Annotated in this window: 11 protein-coding genes and 1 pseudogene; 5 read left to right on the top strand and 7 right to left on the bottom strand. The window is 67.8% G+C overall.

Going from position 1 to position 16,414, the window contains the following annotated elements; translation table 11 throughout:
- Nucleotides 1–148 precede the first annotated feature (148 nt).
- The 4 genes from HHL28_RS02350 (at nucleotide 149) to HHL28_RS02335 (ending at nucleotide 7,895) form a co-directional block, all read left to right on the top strand.
- Nucleotides 149–1,750, top strand: coding sequence for a peptide ABC transporter substrate-binding protein (locus HHL28_RS02350; RefSeq protein WP_075773041.1), 1,602 nt, complete (start codon nucleotides 149–151; stop codon nucleotides 1,748–1,750).
- 181 nt (nucleotides 1,751–1,931) lie between these two features.
- Complete coding sequence (locus tag HHL28_RS02345) at nucleotides 1,932–3,542, top strand: peptide ABC transporter substrate-binding protein (RefSeq protein WP_075773040.1); 1,611 nt, start codon at nucleotides 1,932–1,934, stop codon at nucleotides 3,540–3,542.
- A 291-nt stretch (nucleotides 3,543–3,833) separates the two neighbouring features.
- Nucleotides 3,834–5,414: a peptide ABC transporter substrate-binding protein gene (locus HHL28_RS02340; protein WP_404326316.1), complete on the top strand. Its 1,581-nt coding sequence runs from the start codon at nucleotides 3,834–3,836 to the stop codon at nucleotides 5,412–5,414.
- Nucleotides 5,415–5,642: 228 nt separating this feature from the next.
- Complete coding sequence (locus tag HHL28_RS02335) at nucleotides 5,643–7,895, top strand: TonB-dependent receptor (RefSeq protein ID WP_169654607.1); 2,253 nt, start codon at nucleotides 5,643–5,645, stop codon at nucleotides 7,893–7,895.
- A 305-nt stretch (nucleotides 7,896–8,200) separates the two neighbouring features.
- Here the strand turns inward: HHL28_RS02335 and rplS are convergent, their stop codons facing one another.
- From rplS to ffh, 6 genes are all read right to left on the bottom strand, one after another.
- Entirely contained in the window at nucleotides 8,201–8,587 is a 387-nt protein-coding gene (gene rplS, locus HHL28_RS02330) for a 50S ribosomal protein L19 (RefSeq protein WP_075771950.1), read from the bottom strand.
- Nucleotide 8,588: 1 nt separating this feature from the next.
- Nucleotides 8,589–9,365, bottom strand: coding sequence for a tRNA (guanosine(37)-N1)-methyltransferase TrmD (gene trmD / locus HHL28_RS02325; RefSeq protein ID WP_404326978.1), 777 nt, complete (start codon nucleotides 9,363–9,365; stop codon nucleotides 8,589–8,591).
- A complete protein-coding gene (gene rimM, locus HHL28_RS02320; RefSeq protein ID WP_404326314.1) occupies nucleotides 9,265–10,089 on the bottom strand; it encodes a ribosome maturation factor RimM in 825 nt (274 codons plus the stop codon). Before rimM ends, trmD begins: the two co-directional genes overlap by 101 nt.
- A gap of 229 nt (nucleotides 10,090–10,318) precedes the next feature.
- Nucleotides 10,319–10,663 carry a 30S ribosomal protein S16 gene (gene rpsP, locus HHL28_RS02315; RefSeq protein ID WP_075771947.1) on the bottom strand — a complete coding sequence of 115 codons (345 nt, stop codon included), beginning with the start codon at nucleotides 10,661–10,663 and terminating at the stop codon, nucleotides 10,319–10,321.
- A 125-nt stretch (nucleotides 10,664–10,788) separates the two neighbouring features.
- On the bottom strand, nucleotides 10,789–11,373 hold the full coding sequence (locus tag HHL28_RS02310; RefSeq protein ID WP_075771946.1) for a GNAT family N-acetyltransferase: 585 nt from the start codon (nucleotides 11,371–11,373) through the stop codon (nucleotides 10,789–10,791).
- Nucleotides 11,374–11,380: 7 nt separating this feature from the next.
- Nucleotides 11,381–12,739 carry a signal recognition particle protein gene (gene ffh / locus HHL28_RS02305; RefSeq protein WP_075771945.1) on the bottom strand — a complete coding sequence of 453 codons (1,359 nt, stop codon included), beginning with the start codon at nucleotides 12,737–12,739 and terminating at the stop codon, nucleotides 11,381–11,383.
- A gap of 393 nt (nucleotides 12,740–13,132) precedes the next feature.
- Here ffh and HHL28_RS02300 point away from each other — a divergent pair, with 393 nt between their 5' ends.
- Nucleotides 13,133–14,461: a pentapeptide repeat-containing protein gene (locus tag HHL28_RS02300; protein WP_404326312.1), complete on the top strand. Its 1,329-nt coding sequence runs from the start codon at nucleotides 13,133–13,135 to the stop codon at nucleotides 14,459–14,461.
- Nucleotides 14,462–14,762: 301 nt separating this feature from the next.
- On the opposite strand, the pseudogene HHL28_RS02295 reads toward HHL28_RS02300, so the two are convergent.
- Nucleotides 14,763–16,198, bottom strand: a pseudogene (locus HHL28_RS02295) (peptide ABC transporter substrate-binding protein).
- Nucleotides 16,199–16,414 lie beyond the last annotated feature (216 nt).

Raw genomic sequence — 16,414 nt, 5'->3', positions numbered from 1 at the left:
GCACCCGTGCCGGCCCCGGGTAACCCTAGGAAATCAGGGTCTTTCCCGGCCCGGACAAATCGTTTTTCCGGATGGTAACGACCCTGGACTCTCCGGGCGGGAACCCGCACATATCGGCCATGCCCGAACGGGTCCTTGGGAGACACGCATGCGTTTCGTCCGTCGCCTGGCGCCGGCCATAGCCGCCGCCGCGCTGGCCGCCACCCTCACCGCCGCGCCCGCCTTCGCCGAGATGGTGCTGAACCGCGGCAACCAGGCCGAGCCCAGCTCGCTCGACCCCCACAAGGGGACCGACATGCAGTCGGCCCGCATCGGCTACGACCTGTTCGAGGGGCTGCTGACCTTCGCCCCCGACGGCAAGGCCATCCCCGGCGTGGCCGAGCGGTGGGAGATCAGCGCCGATGGCCTGACCTACACCTTCTTCCTGCGCAAGGACGCCAAGTGGTCCGACGGCACCCCGGTGACGGCGGAGGACTTCGTCTTTTCCTGGCGGCGGCTGGTGGACCCGAAGACGGCCAGCGACTACGCCTATTTCCTGTGGCCCGTGAAGAACGGGGAGGCCATCAGCAACGGCAAGGCCCCGCTGGACAGCATGGGCGTGGTGGCCAAGGACCCGCACACCCTGGTGGTGACGCTGGAGCGGCCCACCGGCTATTTCCTGTCCTCCCTGATCCACCGCATGACCTACCCGGTCTCCAAGGCGAACGTGGAGAAGTTCGGGCCGGACTTCGTGAAGCCCGGCAACATGGTCAGCAACGGCGCCTACCGCATGGTGGAGGCGGTCCCCCAGGCTTACGTGAAGGCGGTGAAGAACCCCCACTTCCGTGAGGCGTCCACGGTCAAGATCGACACGGTCCTCTACCACCACACCGACAGCCAGGAGACGGAGCTGCGCCGTTTCCGCGCCGGGGAGCTGGACACGCTCCAAATGGCGCCGGTGACCCAGATCGACTGGCTGAAGCAGAACATGCCCGACGTGATGGAGTTCTATCCCGTCCTGGGCATCCGCTACCTGGGCGTCAACATGGTCAAGGGGCCCCTGGCGAACGAGCCGAAGGTGCGCCTCGCCCTCGCCCTGGCCGTGGACCGGGAGACGCTGACGGAGAAGGTGACCAAGGCGGGCGAGCCGCCGAAGATGACCTTCATCCCCGACGGCATCCCCGGCTACCAGTCCCCCGACCTGCCCTTCCTGAAGATGACGCAGGCCGAGCGGGACGCCATGGCCAAGAAGCTGGTGGCGGAGGCGGGCTATGGCCCCGGCGGCAAGCCGCTGGCCTTCGAGATCATGCACGCCACCAACGAGAGCACCCGCAAGACCATGGTGGCCATCGCCAGCATGTGGCAGCAGAAGCTGGGCGCCAAGGTCAGCCTGAACAACCAGGAATGGAAGGTCGTCCTGCAGAAGGCCGGCGAGAAGGACTATAACGGCCTGGTGGAACTGGGCTGGATCGGCGACTTCCCCGATCCCTACACCTTCATGAAGCTGTTCCTGGGCAGCGTGGGCAAGATGAACCGGTCCGGCTACAAGAATGCCGACTACGATGCCCTGCTGGACAAGGCCAACGCCACCGTGGACCCGGCCGAACGCCTGAAGCTGATGGCCCAGGCGGAGGCGATGCTGCTCCAGGACGCGCCGTTGGTGGTGCAGTTCCACGCCACCTACCGCAACCTGGTGCACAAGCATGTGAAGGGTTGGTTCGAGAGCCCCATGGGCGTGCAGCCGACCCGGTACCTCAGCATCCAGAAGTAAGCGCCGCTTATTCCTCGGACGCTGGTGCCGCCACGGCGGCTTGGCTTACGCGACCATAAGGTCGCGCGGCGGCAGTCGCCGCCGGGGTGGCCCCCAGAGCATCGGGGCCACCCTCATGACGGATAGGGGCGCCACCCGGCGGCAAGACCGGGGGCACCCCCGACAGGGGAGATTTCGGGAGATGAAGACACTGTTCAACCGCGCCCGCGCCATCGCGCTGGGCGCCCTGCTCGCCGCCGGGTCGCTGGCGGTATCGGCCGTCCCGGCCGAAGCCCAGAAGATCCTGCACCGCGGCAACGGCTCCGAGCCGGAGACGCTGGACCCCCACAAGTCCACCGGCGTGCCGGAAAGCTACATCCAGTACGACCTGTTCGAGGGGCTGGTGGTCCCTGACGGCAAGGGCAACCTGATCCCCGGGGCGGCGGAGAGCTGGAGCAGCAATGCCGACGGCACCGTCTTCACCTTCAAGCTGCGCAAGAATGCCAAATGGTCCGACGGCACGCCGGTGACGGCGGACGACTGGGTCTATTCCTGGCGCCGCGTGGTGGATCCCAAGACCATGTCCAAGTACGCATGGTATCTCTGGCCCGTGAAGAACGGGGAGGCGGTGAGCAACGGCAAGCTGCCGCCGGACCAGTTCGGCGTGCGCGCTTTGGACCCGCTGACCTTCGAGGTGACGCTGGAAGGGCCGACGCCCTATTTCGTCTCCATGCTCCAGCACCACGCCACCTACGCGGTGAACCGGGCCAGCATCGAGAAGCACGGGGATGAGTTCATCCGCCCCGGCAACTACGTCACCAACGGCCCCTACATGCTGGCGGAGGCGGTGCCGCAGAGCCACATCAAGGTGGTGAAGAACCCGCACTTCCACGACGCCGCCAACGTCAAGATCGACACGGTGATGTTCTATCCGACGGAGAACATCGAGGCGGAGCTGAAGCGGTTCCGTGCCGGGGAACTGGACATCACCTATGAGATCCCCGTCAGCCAGATGGACTGGGTGCGCCAGAACATGGCCAAGCAGGCCCGGCTGGCCCCCTATTTCGGCACGTACTTCTTCGCGCCGAACCTGACCAAGGAGCCCTGGAAGTCCAACAAGGACCTGCGCCTCGCCTTGAACCTGGCGATCGACCGGCAGACCCTGGTGGACAAGATCAACAAGCGCGGCGAACAGCCCGCCTATTCCTGGCTGCCCCCGGGCACGGAGAACTATACCCAGCAGGTGCCGGAATATGCCAACTGGACCCAGGAGCAGCGGGAGGCCAAGGCCAAGGAGTTGGTCAAGAAGGCGGGCTACGGCCCCGGCGGCAAGCCGCTGGAGGTGGAGGTCCTGTTCAACACCTCGGAGAACCACCGCAAGATGGCCATCGCCGTGGCCAGCATGTGGCAGAAGGTGCTGGGGGCCAAGGTCACCCTGAACAACCAGGAATGGAAGGTCTTCTTGTCCACCCGTGACGAGAAGAAATTCAAGGACGTGGTCCGCCACGGCTGGATCGGCGACTACCTGGACGCCAACAACTTCCTGGCCCTGTTCCGGTCCGACGTGGGCAAGCAGAACCCGTCCGGCTACAACAACCCGGAGTTCGACCGCCTGGTCTCAGAGGCCAACAAGCTGGCCGACGTGGAGAAGCGCCGTGCGCTGCTGCAACAGGCCGAGCGGCTGATGATCGAGGACGTGGCCTTCTTCCCCCTGCACTTCTACTCCAGCCGCCACATGGTCTCCGACCGCGTCATCGGCTGGGGCGACAACCTCCAGGACCTGCACCCCAGCCGGTTCCTGGATGTGAAGTGATCCTGCCTGGGTGGTCGTCGCGTACGGGTTGAGTGCGCGACGACCTTTCTGCTGCTCGTTACTGCTCCCCGCAGGGGCGGGGAGGCACCCCCAAACACAAAAGGCCCCCGTGAGGGAGCCGTTGGCTTGCAGGCCAGTGGTGGTAGACACCGGCAGGCAGTAGGTCGACATGTCCACTTCAGAACACCCCTGAACTGGTCCCTTCCCCGTCTTTCCGCAATTCCCTCTCCCGCCTGGACTGCCCTCCCCTCCCCCGCTACCGTGGCGAGGCAAATGCGGAAGGGGTGGTTCATGGGCATCAGGGCTTGGGTGGCGGCGTTCCTCACGGTGCTTCTGCTGGCGGCCCCCGCCACGGCGCAGAAGGTGCTCCACCGCGGCAACGGCAGCGAGCCGGAGACCCTGGACCCCCACAAATCCACCGGCGAGCCCGAGGGCTGGATCCAGTACGACCTGTTCGAGGGGCTGATGACCGTGGACGGCGCCGGGAACCTGATCCCCGGGGCAGCGGAGAGCTATACCGTCTCCCCCGACGGGCTGACCTATACCTTCAAGCTGCGCGACACGGTCTGGTCCGACGGCACGCCCGTGACGGCAGAGGATTTCGCCTTCTCCTGGCGCCGCCTGCTGGACCCCAAGACCGGCTCCCGCTACGCCTTCTTCCTTTGGCCCGTGAAGAACGCGGAGAAGGCCAACAAGGGGGAGGTGCCCCTGTCCGAGGTGGGCGTGGCCGCCCCTGACCCCCGCACCTTCGTGGTGACGCTGGAGGCGCCCACCAGCTACTTCGCCTCCGCCCTGCAACACAACGCCACCTACGCCATCTCGAAGAAGAGCTACGAGAAGCACGGGGAGGATTTCATCAAGCCGGGCAACCTGGTCAGCAACGGCGCCTTCATGCTGGTGGAGGCGGTGCCCCAGGGCTATGTCCGGGTGCGCAAGAACCCCCGCTACTGGGACGCGGCCAACGTCCGGCTGGACGAGGTGGTGTTCCACGCCACGGAGAACCGGGACACGGAGCTGAAGCGCTTCCGCGCCGGGGAACTGCACCTCACCTATGACGTGCCGGACCCGCAGATTCCCTGGCTGAAGCAGAACATGCCGGCGGAGCTGCGCATCGCCCCCTTCTTCAGCACCTATTACTACGCCTTCAACCTGACGCGGGAGCCGTGGAAGTCCAACCCCGACCTGCGCAAGGCCCTGGCCCTGGCCATCGACCGGACCATCATCACGGAGAAGATCACCCTTTCCGGGGAGGTGCCGGCCTACCAGCTCGTCCCCGACGGCACCGCCAACTATGCCAGCCCCAAGCCCGAATGGGCGTCCTGGACGCAAAGCCAGCGCGACACGGAGGCCCGGCGGCTGGTGGAGGCGGCCGGCTATGGCAAGGGTGGCAAGCCGCTGGAAGTAGAGCTGTTCTACAACACGTCGGAGAACCACAAGAAGGTGGCCGTGGCCGTCGCCAGCATGTGGCAGCAGAAGCTGGGCGTGCGCACCGTGATGAATAACCAGGAATGGAAGGTCTTCCTCCAGACCCGCAGCCGCAAACAGTACCGGGACATCGCCCTGGGCCGCTGGGTTGGGGACTATAACGACGCCTACACCTTCCTGGGCCTGTTCCTGTCGGACCTGGGGCCGTCCAACTACAGCGGCTATGCCAGCCCCGAGTATGACCGCCTGGTCCGCGCCGCGTCGTCGGAGGTGGATGCGGAGAAGCGGCGCGACCTGCTGCAACGGGCGGAGGCGGTGCTGCTGGCCGACCTGCCCATCATCCCGGTCTATATCTATACCACCCAAAACATGGTCAGCCCGAGGGTCAAGGGCTGGGTCCCCAACATCCGCAACCTGCACCCCAGCCGGTTCCTGGATCTCAACTGATCTGCCACATTTCCGACACAGACCCTGGCTTTCCTGCAACAGGCAGGCCGTAACGATACGCCCGCGACCCCTGGGAAATTGACAGGCCCCACCCCCGCCCCTTAACCACCCCCGCGACAGACGTGAGAAGACGCATCCGGCCACCCCGCCCGGGGAAAGGCCGGAGCCTTAGGGACGGAATGCCCGCGAAGGGCCAAGACACGTTCACCGAAGGGGCCGTAAGAGATCATGATGGGTTCCAATTTCCGCCGGTCGGCGCTGCTGGGCGCGACCGCGATGATGGCCGTTTGCGCCCTGGGCGCGACCGGCACCGCCGCCCTGGCGCAGTCCACCCAGACCGCCGAGCTGGACGAGATCGTGGTCACCGCCACCAAGCGGGTGCAGAACCTGCAGGAGGTTCCCGTCTCCGTCGCCGCCGTCAGCCCGGAGCAGTTTGAGAACTTCTCCGCCGCCGGTGAGGACATCCGCTTCCTCTCCGCCCGGGTGCCGAGCCTGACCGTGGAGTCCTCCTTCGGCCGCACCTTCCCGCGCTTCTACATCCGCGGCCTGGGCAACACCGACTTCGACCTGAACGCCTCCCAGCCGGTCAGCCTGGTCTATGACGAGGTCGTGCTGGAGAACCCGATCATGAAAGGGTTCCCGGTGTTCGACATCGAGCGGATCGAGGTGCTGCGCGGGCCGCAGGGCACCCTGTTCGGCCGCAACACCCCCGCCGGCATCATCAGCGTCGTCTCCAAGAAGCCGACCCAGAAGACCGAGGGTTACGCCAGCCTGTCCTATGGCCGCTGGAACGCCATCGAGGCGGAGGCCGCGGTGGGCGGCGCCCTGGTGGAGGACAAGCTGGCCGCCCGCGTCAGCGTCATCCACCAGCGCCGCGACGGCTATGTGGACAACACCTTCACCGGCGAGAAGGACGCGCTGGAGGGGTATGAGGACACGGCCGCCCGGCTGCAGCTGCTCTACACCCCGACCGAGCGCTTCACCGCCCTGCTGAACGGCCACTTCCGTGACCTGAACGGCACCGCCCGCGTGTTCCGCGCCAACATCATCAAGCCGGGCACGAACGAGCTGGTGGACGGCTTCACGCCCTACAAGGCCTATGTGGACGGGCAGAACGACCAGGAGGTCAGCGCCCGCGGCGCCAGCCTGAACGCCCAGTACGAGTTCGACGGCGTCACCTTCACCTCCATCACCGCCTACGAGTATGTGGACGCCTTCTCCCGCGGTGACGTGGATGGCGGCGTGGCCCGCGGCATCGGCAACCCGCTGACCGGCCCGGGCCGGGTGCCCTTCTCGGTGGAGAGCGCGTCGGAAGTCGCCGGCATCGACCAGTGGACCCAGGAGTTCCGCCTGTCCTCCAGCGGCGAAGGCCCGTTGCAGTGGCAGGTGGGCGCCTTCTACTTCGATGAGAAGGCCCCCTTCGCCAACATCGGCTATGGCACCGCCACCACCGACCCGCGCGGCCGCACCACCCTGGCCAGCTCCGTCCAGAACAACGAGACCTGGGCCGTCTTCGGCCAGGGCAGCTACAAGGTGACCGAGCAGCTCACCCTGACGGGCGGCCTGCGCTACACCGAGGATGAGAAGGACCTGGTCCGCCGCCAGATCAGCGTGAACGGCACCAACGCCCCCACCGTCACCAGCCGGGCCAGCACCGAGGATGAGCGGATCAGCTGGGATGTCAGCGCCGACTATGCCTTCACGGCAGACGTGCGCGGCTTCGTCCGCGTCGCCAGCGGCTTCCGCGCGCCCACCATCCAGCCGCGCAGCGTGACCATCACCACCGCGGACTCCGAGAAGGTGATGTCCTACGAGGCGGGCGTGAAGTCCGACCTGTTCGGCAACCGGGCCCGCGTCAACGTCACGGCCTTCTATTACCGGGTGAAGGACCAGCAGTTCACCGCGGTGGGCGGCGTGGACAACACCAACCGGCTGCTGAACGCCGACAAGGGCGTCGGCAAGGGCTTCGAGGCGGACCTGGAGTTCCTGCCCCTGGAGAACCTGCTGCTGACCGTGGGCACCAGCTACAACGACACGGAGATCAAGGACGCGGACCTGCGGGTCCCGGCCTGCGGCGGCGGCTGCACCGTCACCGACGCGATCACCGTGGTGGGCACCTCGCGCCTGGCCAACATCGACGGGAACCCCTTCCCGCAGGCGCCCAAGTGGATCTTCAACGCCACCGCCCGCTACGGCATCCCCGTGGGCGACGCGGGCGAAGTCTACGCCTTCACCGACTGGTCCTACAAGTCCAGCCAGAACTTCTTCTTGTACGAGTCCGTGGAGTTCAAGTCCGACGCCCGCTGGCAGGGCGGCCTGCGCCTGGGCTACAGCCACGACAACGGCCGCTTCGACGTCTCCGCCTTCGTGCGCAACATCACGAACGAGCAGGGGCTTGAGGGCGGCATCGACTTCAACAACCTGACCGGCTTCGTCATCGAGCCCCGCACCTACGGCGTGACGGCCCGGATGAAGTTCTGACCGCTTTCCGGCGATCAGTGACAGGGGGCCGCGGGCGACCGCGGCCCCTTTGCTTTTTCCGGCGGGGCCTTGCTGCGACACCCCCTCACCCCGACCCTCTCCCCGGTGGGGAGAGGGGGAAGGTCGCGCCCTACGCCCAACCCCGGCTCAGAACTGGCCCACCGCCGCACAAAGGCGCAACAGCACCCCCTCTCCCCCCCGGGGAGAGGGTTGGGGTGAGGGGGAACCACGCCCGGGAAAAAACAAAACGGCCCGCCAGGTCTCCCCGGCGGGCCGTCCTTGCCTCAGCGGCGAACGGGAAGGGCTTACTCGCCCTTGTCGTTCATGCCGCGGCCGGTGGTGCGCTCGGCGATGCGGGCGCTCTTGCCGGTGCGGCCGCGCAGGTAATACAGCTTGGCGCGGCGGACGGCGCCCTTGCGGACCAGCTCGATCGAGTCGATGCGCGGGCTGTACAGCGGGAACACGCGCTCCACGCCCTCGCCATAGGAAATCTTGCGGACGGTGAAGGCGGAGTTCAGGCCCGCGTTCTTGCGGGCGATGACGACGCCCTCATAGGCCTGGATGCGCTCGCGGGTGCCCTCGACCACCTTTACGTTCACCTTCACGGTGTCGCCGGGGGAGAACTCCGGGATCGTCTTGCCCTGGGTGAGCTTGGCGACCTGCTCGGCCTCGAGCTGCTGAAGGATGTTCATCTCAACTGTCCTCGTTGCTGCCGGCAGTCCCCGCGGGGTCGTCTGCCGGGTTGGATGGCTGTGCCGCTGCCTTGGTGGCGCGGCGTTTCTTCACCTTTGGGGCCGGGCGGCTCTCCAGGTAGCGGGACCACAGGTCAGGCCGCCGGGCCTCCGTGATCGCCTCCGCCTGTTCGAGCCGCCAGGCCCGGACCTTGCCATGGTCGCCGGACAGCAGCACCGCCGGGACCTGGCGCCCGTCCCAAAAAGCCGGACGGGTGTAGTGCGGGTACTCAAGCAGTCCCCGCTCGAAACTCTCTTCCCCTGCCGTCTCCACGTTCCCCATGACCCCCGGCAGTAGCCGGACCACGGCGTCGATCAGGCAGAGCGCCGCCGGCTCACCGCCGGACAGCACGAAATCCCCGAGGGAAACCTCCTCCAGGGCATGCTTTTCCAGGACGCGCTCGTCGACCCCCTCGTACCGGCCGCACAGCAGGATGAGGGACCGTTCCCCGGCGAGTTCCTTCACCAGGTCCTGGTCCAGCACACGGCCGCGCGGGGAGAGATAGATCGCCCGCCCCCGTTCCCCCCGCGCCGCCACGGCTTGCGCCGTCGCCGCCTCGAGGGCCGCGTCCAGCACGTCGGGCCGCATGACCATGCCGGGCCCGCCGCCGAACGGGGTGTCGTCCACGGAGCGGTGCTTATCGCGCGCGAACGAACGGATGTCCAGCGTTTCCAACGCCCAGGTGCCATGTTCCAAGGCGCGGCCGGCCAGGCTGTGGCCCAGCGGCCCCGGGAACATTTCCGGGAACAGGGTCAGCACCGTCACGGACCACAGGGGCCCGGCCGGCGGCTCCGCCCCCGCTGGGTCCGGCGCGTCGGACATCAGCCCTCGCCCCGCTCCCCGGCCTCGTCCGCGGTCTCCCCCTCCCCGTCCGCCGTGTCGGCGGGGGTGCGGGGTCATCCAGGTCATCCAGCCTGCCGCCCATCTCCGCCAGCTCCTCCGGGTCCGGCTTGGCCGGGGTGAAGAGGTTGACCGGCGGGTCCACCACGATGCGCGGCACGCTCACCTCCACCACCGGCACCACGGCCTTGGTGAAGGGGATGAACACCGTCTTGCCCGAGACATGCAGGATCTCCAGCATGTCGCCGGCGCCGAAGTCGTGGATGGCCTTGATGGTGCCGAAGTCCTGGCCGGCCACCGTGGTGGTGGGCAGGCCCAGCAGGTCGGCGTGGTAGAACTCTTCCTCGTCCTCCGGGTCGGGCAGGGCGGACCGGTCCACGAACAGCCGGGTCCCCTTCAGGGCGTCGGCCTGGGTCTTGTCCTTCAAGCCCTCGACGGTGGCGAGGAAATGGTCCTTGCCCATGCCCGTCATCTTCACCTTGAAGACACGGGTGCCCGCCTCGTCCGTCAGCGGCGCATAGGTGAACACGGCCTCCGGGTCCGCCGTGAAGCTCTTCAGCCTCACGCGGCCATGGACGCCATGGGCGCCGATGATCTGGGCAACGCAGACGCGGGATGACATGGGGGGACTCTTCGCACGCGGGATGGCGGGGCAGGCTGGGACACGGACGACACGGACATGCCACGGACAAGCACGGGACAGGGGCAAGGTGCCTGCGGCGCCCCGGGAGACACCCGTTCTGCCAAGCACCCGGCGGCGCAGCCGCCATTCCCCTATGTCCCGTGTCGTCCGTGGACCGTCCGTGCCGTCCGTGTTCCCTGTCAGACCCCGCCCGTCAGGAAGGGGAAGCTCAGGCCTCGGCGGCCTTGGCGGCCAGCTTGGCGCGCTCCTGGGCCTTCGCCTTCGGGGCGGACTTCTTCGGGGTGTCGCGGAACTTGGGCATCTCGATCAGGTTCGCCTTGCCCAGGAACTTTGCGACGCGCTCGGTCGGCTGCGCGCCGTTGGACAGCCAGTACTTCAGGCGCTCGTCCTTCAGGGTCACGCGCTCCGGGTGCTCGGCCGGCAGCATGGGGTTGTAGGTGCCCACCTTCTCGATGAAGGCGCCGTCGCGGGGGGCGCGGCTGTCGGCCACGACGATGGAGTAGTAGGGGCGCTTCTTGGCGCCGCCGCGGGTCAGGCGGATCTTGACGGACATGGTCTCTTACTTTCCTTGGATTGACTGAAGACCGGACAGGGACAGGCCGCCGGGAACACGCGCCCGTCCGGGTCGGGCGCGCAGGCGGTGTGGGGTCGTGGCGGGGCGTCGGGTCATCATGGCCCTCACGCCGCCGCCCGGGCGGACCGCCATTCGGCGGCCAGCAGCCCGTAGATCAGGGTGTCGTAATAGCGGCCGCCCAGCAGGAAATCCTCCCGCCGGACGCCCTCGCGGGTGAAGCCCAGCCGCTTCAGCAGCCGTTCTGACCGCGCGTTGCGCGGGTCCAGGTTGGCCTCCACCCGGTGCATGTCCCAGGGGCCGAAGGCGAAGTCCAGGGCGGCATGGACCGCTTCCGTCGCCAGCCCCTGGCCGCGGGTCTCCGGCAGCAGGATGTAGCCCAGCCAGACCAGCCGGTCCTGGGCGCCGAACAGGCTGACCCAGCCCTGGCAGCGGCCGCCGTCGCGGGTCACGGCCCAGGTACGGCTGGTGCCGTCCTCCTCCACCACCCGCTCCAGCTTGGCCCGGGTCTCCGCCACGTCCTTGTGCGGCAGGTGGGACCAATAGCGCATGCTCTCCGGGTCGTTGAACACCGGGAACAGGTCCTCCGCGTCCTCCACCTGCAACGGCCGCAGCACCAGCCGCGCCGTCACCAGGGTGGTGGGCGGCGGGGGCGTCTGGGCCTGGGCGGGGATGGCGGCGGCGTCGGTCATGGGAAGCTCAGCGGAAGCCCTTGGGCAGCAGGGCGCCCAGGCCCTGCCGCATCAGGCCCTTCTGGCCCAGCTTCTTCATCTTCTTCATCATCTCGGCCATGTCCTGGTGCTGCTTCACCAGGCGGTTCACGTCGGCCACGGTGGTGCCGCTGCCCAGAGCGATGCGGCGCCGGCGGCTGGCGTTCAGCACCTGCGGGTTCCGCCGCTCCTTCTTGGTCATCGACAGGATGATGGCTTCCTGCTTCTTCAGGATGCCCTCGTCGATGTTGGCGTTCTTCAGCTGGTCCTTGATCTTGCCGATGCCGGGCAGCAGGCCCATCATCCCGCCCATGCCGCCCATCTTCCGGATCTGGCGGAGCTGGGACAGCATGTCGTCCAGGTCGAAGCCGCCCTTCTCCAGCTTCTTGGCGAGCTTCTCCGCCTCTTCCCGGTCGATGGTCTCGGCCGCCTTTTCCACCAGGCTGACCACGTCGCCCATGCCCAGGATGCGGCCGGCGATGCGGTCGGGGTGGAAGGCCTCCAGCGCGTCCACCTTCTCGCCCACGCCCAGCAGCTTGATCGGCTTGCCGGTGACATGGCGCATGGACAGGGCGGCACCGCCGCGGGCGTCGCCGTCGATGCGGGTCATCACGATGCCGGTGATGCCCACCCGCTCGTTGAAGTTGGTGGCGACGGTGACCGCGTCCTGGCCGGTCATGGCGTCCACCACCAGCAGGCTTTCCACCGGCTTGGTGGCGTCGCGGATCTCCACCACCTCGCGCATCAGCTCATCGTCGATGGCAAGGCGGCCGGCCGTGTCCAGCATGACCACGTCAAAGCCGCCCAGGCGCCCCTCCTCCAGGGCACGGCGGGCGATCTGCACGGGCGTCTGGCCGGGGACGATGGGCAGGGTGGCCACGCCCACCTGCTCCCCCAGCACCTTCAACTGCTCCTGGGCCGCCGGGCGCCGCGTGTCCAGCGACGCCATCAGGACCTTCTTCTTCTCCCGGTTCTTCAGGCGAAGGGCGATCTTGGCGGAGGTGGTGGTCTTGCCCGAGCCCTGCAAGCCCAGCATCAGCACCGGCACCGGCGGGTTGGCGTTAAGGTTGATCTCCTCGCTGGCGCTGCCCAGCAGCTCCACCAAGTGGTCATGGACGATCTTGATGACCTGCTGGCCGGGGTTGATGCCGCGCAGCACCTCCTGCCCGACCGCCCGCTCCTTCACGCCGTTGACGAAGGCCTTCACCGCGGGCAGGGCGACGTCGGCCTCCAGCAGGGCCACGCGCACCTCGCGCAGTGCCGCGTTGACGTCATCCTCCGACAGCGCCCCGCGCTTGCGCAGGCGGTCGAAGATGTCGCCAAGCCGTCCCGTCAGTCCCTCGAACATCCGCACCCTTCCCGATCAGGCCCGCCAATGGTCCCGGCATCCTGCCACGACCCCCGCCGGGAACCCCAGACGCAAAAGCTGCCCAAGCACGAAAGCGCCAGTGCGCGAAACTCGCGGACTGGCGGCGCGCCGTGGCGCGTGACCCGTGCCCAGGTCTGGGGTTGGGCGTAAATAATGCCCGCGGGCGTAAGAGTCAACAAAAGCCGGGACGCACAGCCTGTCCCCGCCCGATGGGAGACATTATTAACGCATTCACATGAAAATTTCCTCACTTTGCCGGGAACGTGTTATACCACTTCCGTGTGCGCCCATTCAGGGCGGGGCATCACGGAACGCCCGTGGGGGTCGTAAGGGATGGCTGGCAGTCTGGGACGGGATCCGGATCGGACGCGGGTGACCGCGGCCGAGTTGCAGCTTGTCCTCACCAAGCACCTGGCCTTCCTGCGGCGGCAGAATGGCGGCGTGCGCGCCAGCCTGAAGATGCGTGACCTGTCGCACATGGACCTGGCCGGCTATGACCTGACGGACGCGGACCTGTCCGGGGCCAAGCTGTTCGGCACAAGGCTGACGGGGGCCCAGCTCACCGGCGCCAACCTCTATGCCGCCGACCTGCGGCTGGCCAACCTGGAACGGTCGGACCTGCGTCGGGCCGACCTGCGCGGCGCCTGCCTGCGCGGGGCCATCCTGTCGGAAGCCGTGATGTCCGACAGCGACCTGCGCGACGGCACCATCATGCATGTCCGCAAGAACGGTGAGGTGGCCTTGCATGAGTTCGAGGCCATCGACGTGCATACGGAGATGTCGGTGGCAACCATCCGCGCCGCCGACCTGTCGCGGGCCAAGCTGTCCAACGCCTTCGTCATGCAGACGGACCTGACGGACGCCATCCTGCGCGGCGCCAAGTTCATCGGCGCCAACCTGACCAACTCCAACCTGACCGGCTGCGACCTGCAAGGCGCCGACCTGCGGGACGCCAACCTGTCCGGGGCCAAGCTGAACGGCGCCAACCTGACGGGGGCGGAGCTGAACGCCACCAAGTTCGCCAACGCGGACCTGGTAGGCGTCATCATGGATGAGCAGACCCGACGCTCCGCCAACCTGACCGGGGCCATCCTGGCCCGCAGCGTGGGCGAATCGGGACTGGACGTGCCCACCGTCCTGGCGGAGCACGCCACCTGGGTGGACAGCCACGGCAAGAAGGGCATCCGCGCCGACCTGTCGGGGCTGGACCTGTCGGGCCAGGACCTGACCGGGGCCAACCTGTCCGCCGCCCTGCTCCACTGCACCGTGCTGAAGGGGGCGAAGCTGGCCGGCGCCTTCTTCGCCATGGCCGACCTGTCCCTGGCCGACCTGCGCGACGCCGACCTCACGGGGGCGGACCTGCGGGGTGCGGCGATGGAGCGGGCGACCCTGTCCCGGGCCAAGCTGTCCGGCGCCCTGGTGGGCCCGGTCCAGATCCAGTCCGGCAGCGGCCGGCTGTGGAGCGCGAACCTGCAACGGGCCCGGCTGGACGGGGCCGACCTGTCCAGGGCCGACCTGCGCCGCGCCATCCTGAACCAGGCCACCCTCGTGGGTGCCGACCTGCATGAGACCCGCCTGAACGACGCCAAGCTGGTGGGCGCCGACCTGACCGATGCCCGATGCACCGGCGCCGTCCTGACCGGCGCCGACCTGAACGAGGCCAAGCTGGTGGGCGCCATCGGCCTGAGCCCGGCGCGGTAACGGGGTTTGTGGGGTTTTCACCACGAAGACACGAAGGGCACGAAGGCCAGTGCCGCTCTGCCTGAGGGTCTGCTTCTCTTGCCGATTTCCAATAAACATTCACGAACACGCACAATACACTCACGAACATACACCAAACTAGAATTCTGGCTGCGCCGCAGGCATTTATCCATTGCGGTTTTTATTGTGAATGTTCGTGTGTGCGTTTGTGCGTGTCCTTGAATGTCCAAGTTTTTCAGCCCGGCACGCCCTGGCATCACCCTTCTTCGTGCCCTTCGTGTCTTCGTGGTGAACTCCCTTTTCACTCCACCGACAGGAACCGGCTGGCGTTGGCGTCCACCGGGTTGGGGACCCAGCCCTTCACCCGCGGGCTGACCAGCCGGGCACGGGCGTAGGTGTAGAGGGGGATGATCCCCGCCTCGTCCAGCAGCAGCTTCTCTGCCTGGGCCAGCAGGGCGAGCCTTGCGGCGGGGTCCTTTTCCAGCGTCGCCCGGTGCAGCAGTTCGTCATAGGCCGGGTTGGTGTAGCCGGGGATGTTCTCCGGCCCCACTTCCGTCCGCATGAACTCCAGGAAGGCGTTGGGGTCGTCATAGGCGCCGATCAGCCCGCCCCGCACCAGCCCGGGGTAGGATTTGGTGCGGCGGCTGTCCAGGAAGACCTTCCATTCCTGGTTCGTCACCGTGGCCCGGATGCCCAGGCCCTGCTGCCACATGCTGGCCAGGGCCACGGCGATGCGGCGGTGGTTCTCCGCCGTGTTGTACAGCAGGTCCAGGGTCAGCCCCTGCCCGCCGGAATAGCCGGCCTCCGCCAGCAACCGCTTCGCCTCCGCCAGCCGCTTCTCCCGCGGCCAGCCGGTCCAGGCGGGCTTGGGCGCGGTGTAGCCGCTGACCGTGGCGGGCACGTAGGAGTACAGCGCCTGCTCCCCGCCTTGGGTGATCCTGTCCACCAACACCTCCCGGTCCACGGCCATGGACAGGGCCTGGCGCAGCTTGGCGTTGGACTTCCAGGGTTCCTTGGTCAGGTTGGGGGCGTAGTAGTAGCTGCCGAGCTGCGGGGCCAGGCGGAAGCTGTCCTTCAGGTTCTCCCGCGCCCACTGGACCTGGGCGGGCGGCAGGGTGTTGGTGGTGTCCAGCTCCCCGCCCGGAAGCGCTTCAGCTCCGTGTCCTGGTTCTCCGTGGGATAGAAATAGACCGTGTCGATGGCGGTTTTCGCCGCGTCCCGGTGGTTCGGGTTGCGGACCAGCTTCACATGCCCCTGCGGCACCTGCTCCGCCAGCATGTAGCCGCCGCTGGACACCAGCGCCCCCGCCCTGAAGAACTCCTTGCCCTTCGCCTGCACGGGCCCCTGGGGCAGCACCACCAGGAACGGGTAGCTGAGCAGGGAAACCAGATAGGGCGTCGGCTGCTCCAGCGTGAAGACCACCGTCCGCGGGCCCGTGGCCGCCACGCCCAGCGTGTCCGGCGCCGCCTTGCCCTCCGTCACCGGCTTGGCGTTCTTCACGGGCCAGAGGAAATGGCCGTTGCGGCTGCCGCTGGCGGGGTCCACCAGCCGGCGGAAGCTGAACACCACGTCGTCCGCCGTGACCGGGCTGCCGTCCGACCACCTGGCCCCCTCGCGCAGGGTGAAGGTCACCGACAAGCCGTCCGCCGCCGTCTCCCACCGTTCCGCCAGGGCCGGCTGGTACTTGCCGTCCGGCCCGCGGCTGACCAGGCCCTCGTACAAATCATAGATGATCATCGCCTCGGGCAGGCCCGTGGCCGCATGCGGGTCCAACGTCTCCGGCTCCGCCCCGTTGCCCCGCCTCAGGACCGTCTCCGCCAGGGCGGGGGCGGTGAGGGCCGAGAGCAGCGTCGCGGCGAGCAAGAGGGTGGCGAGCCGCAACCTCCCCCCTCTCCCCACCGGGGAGAGGCCGGGTGAGGGCGCGCGCGGCCGGGAGGCCGTGGAATGGGTCGG

Origin of the sequence: Aerophototrophica crusticola (genome assembly GCF_012913305.1) — a bacterium.
Classification (GTDB): Bacteria; Pseudomonadota; Alphaproteobacteria; order Azospirillales; family Azospirillaceae; genus Niveispirillum; species Niveispirillum crusticola.
Note: the sequence above shows the minus strand (reverse complement) of the source record. Positions and strands in the feature narration are given on the sequence as shown.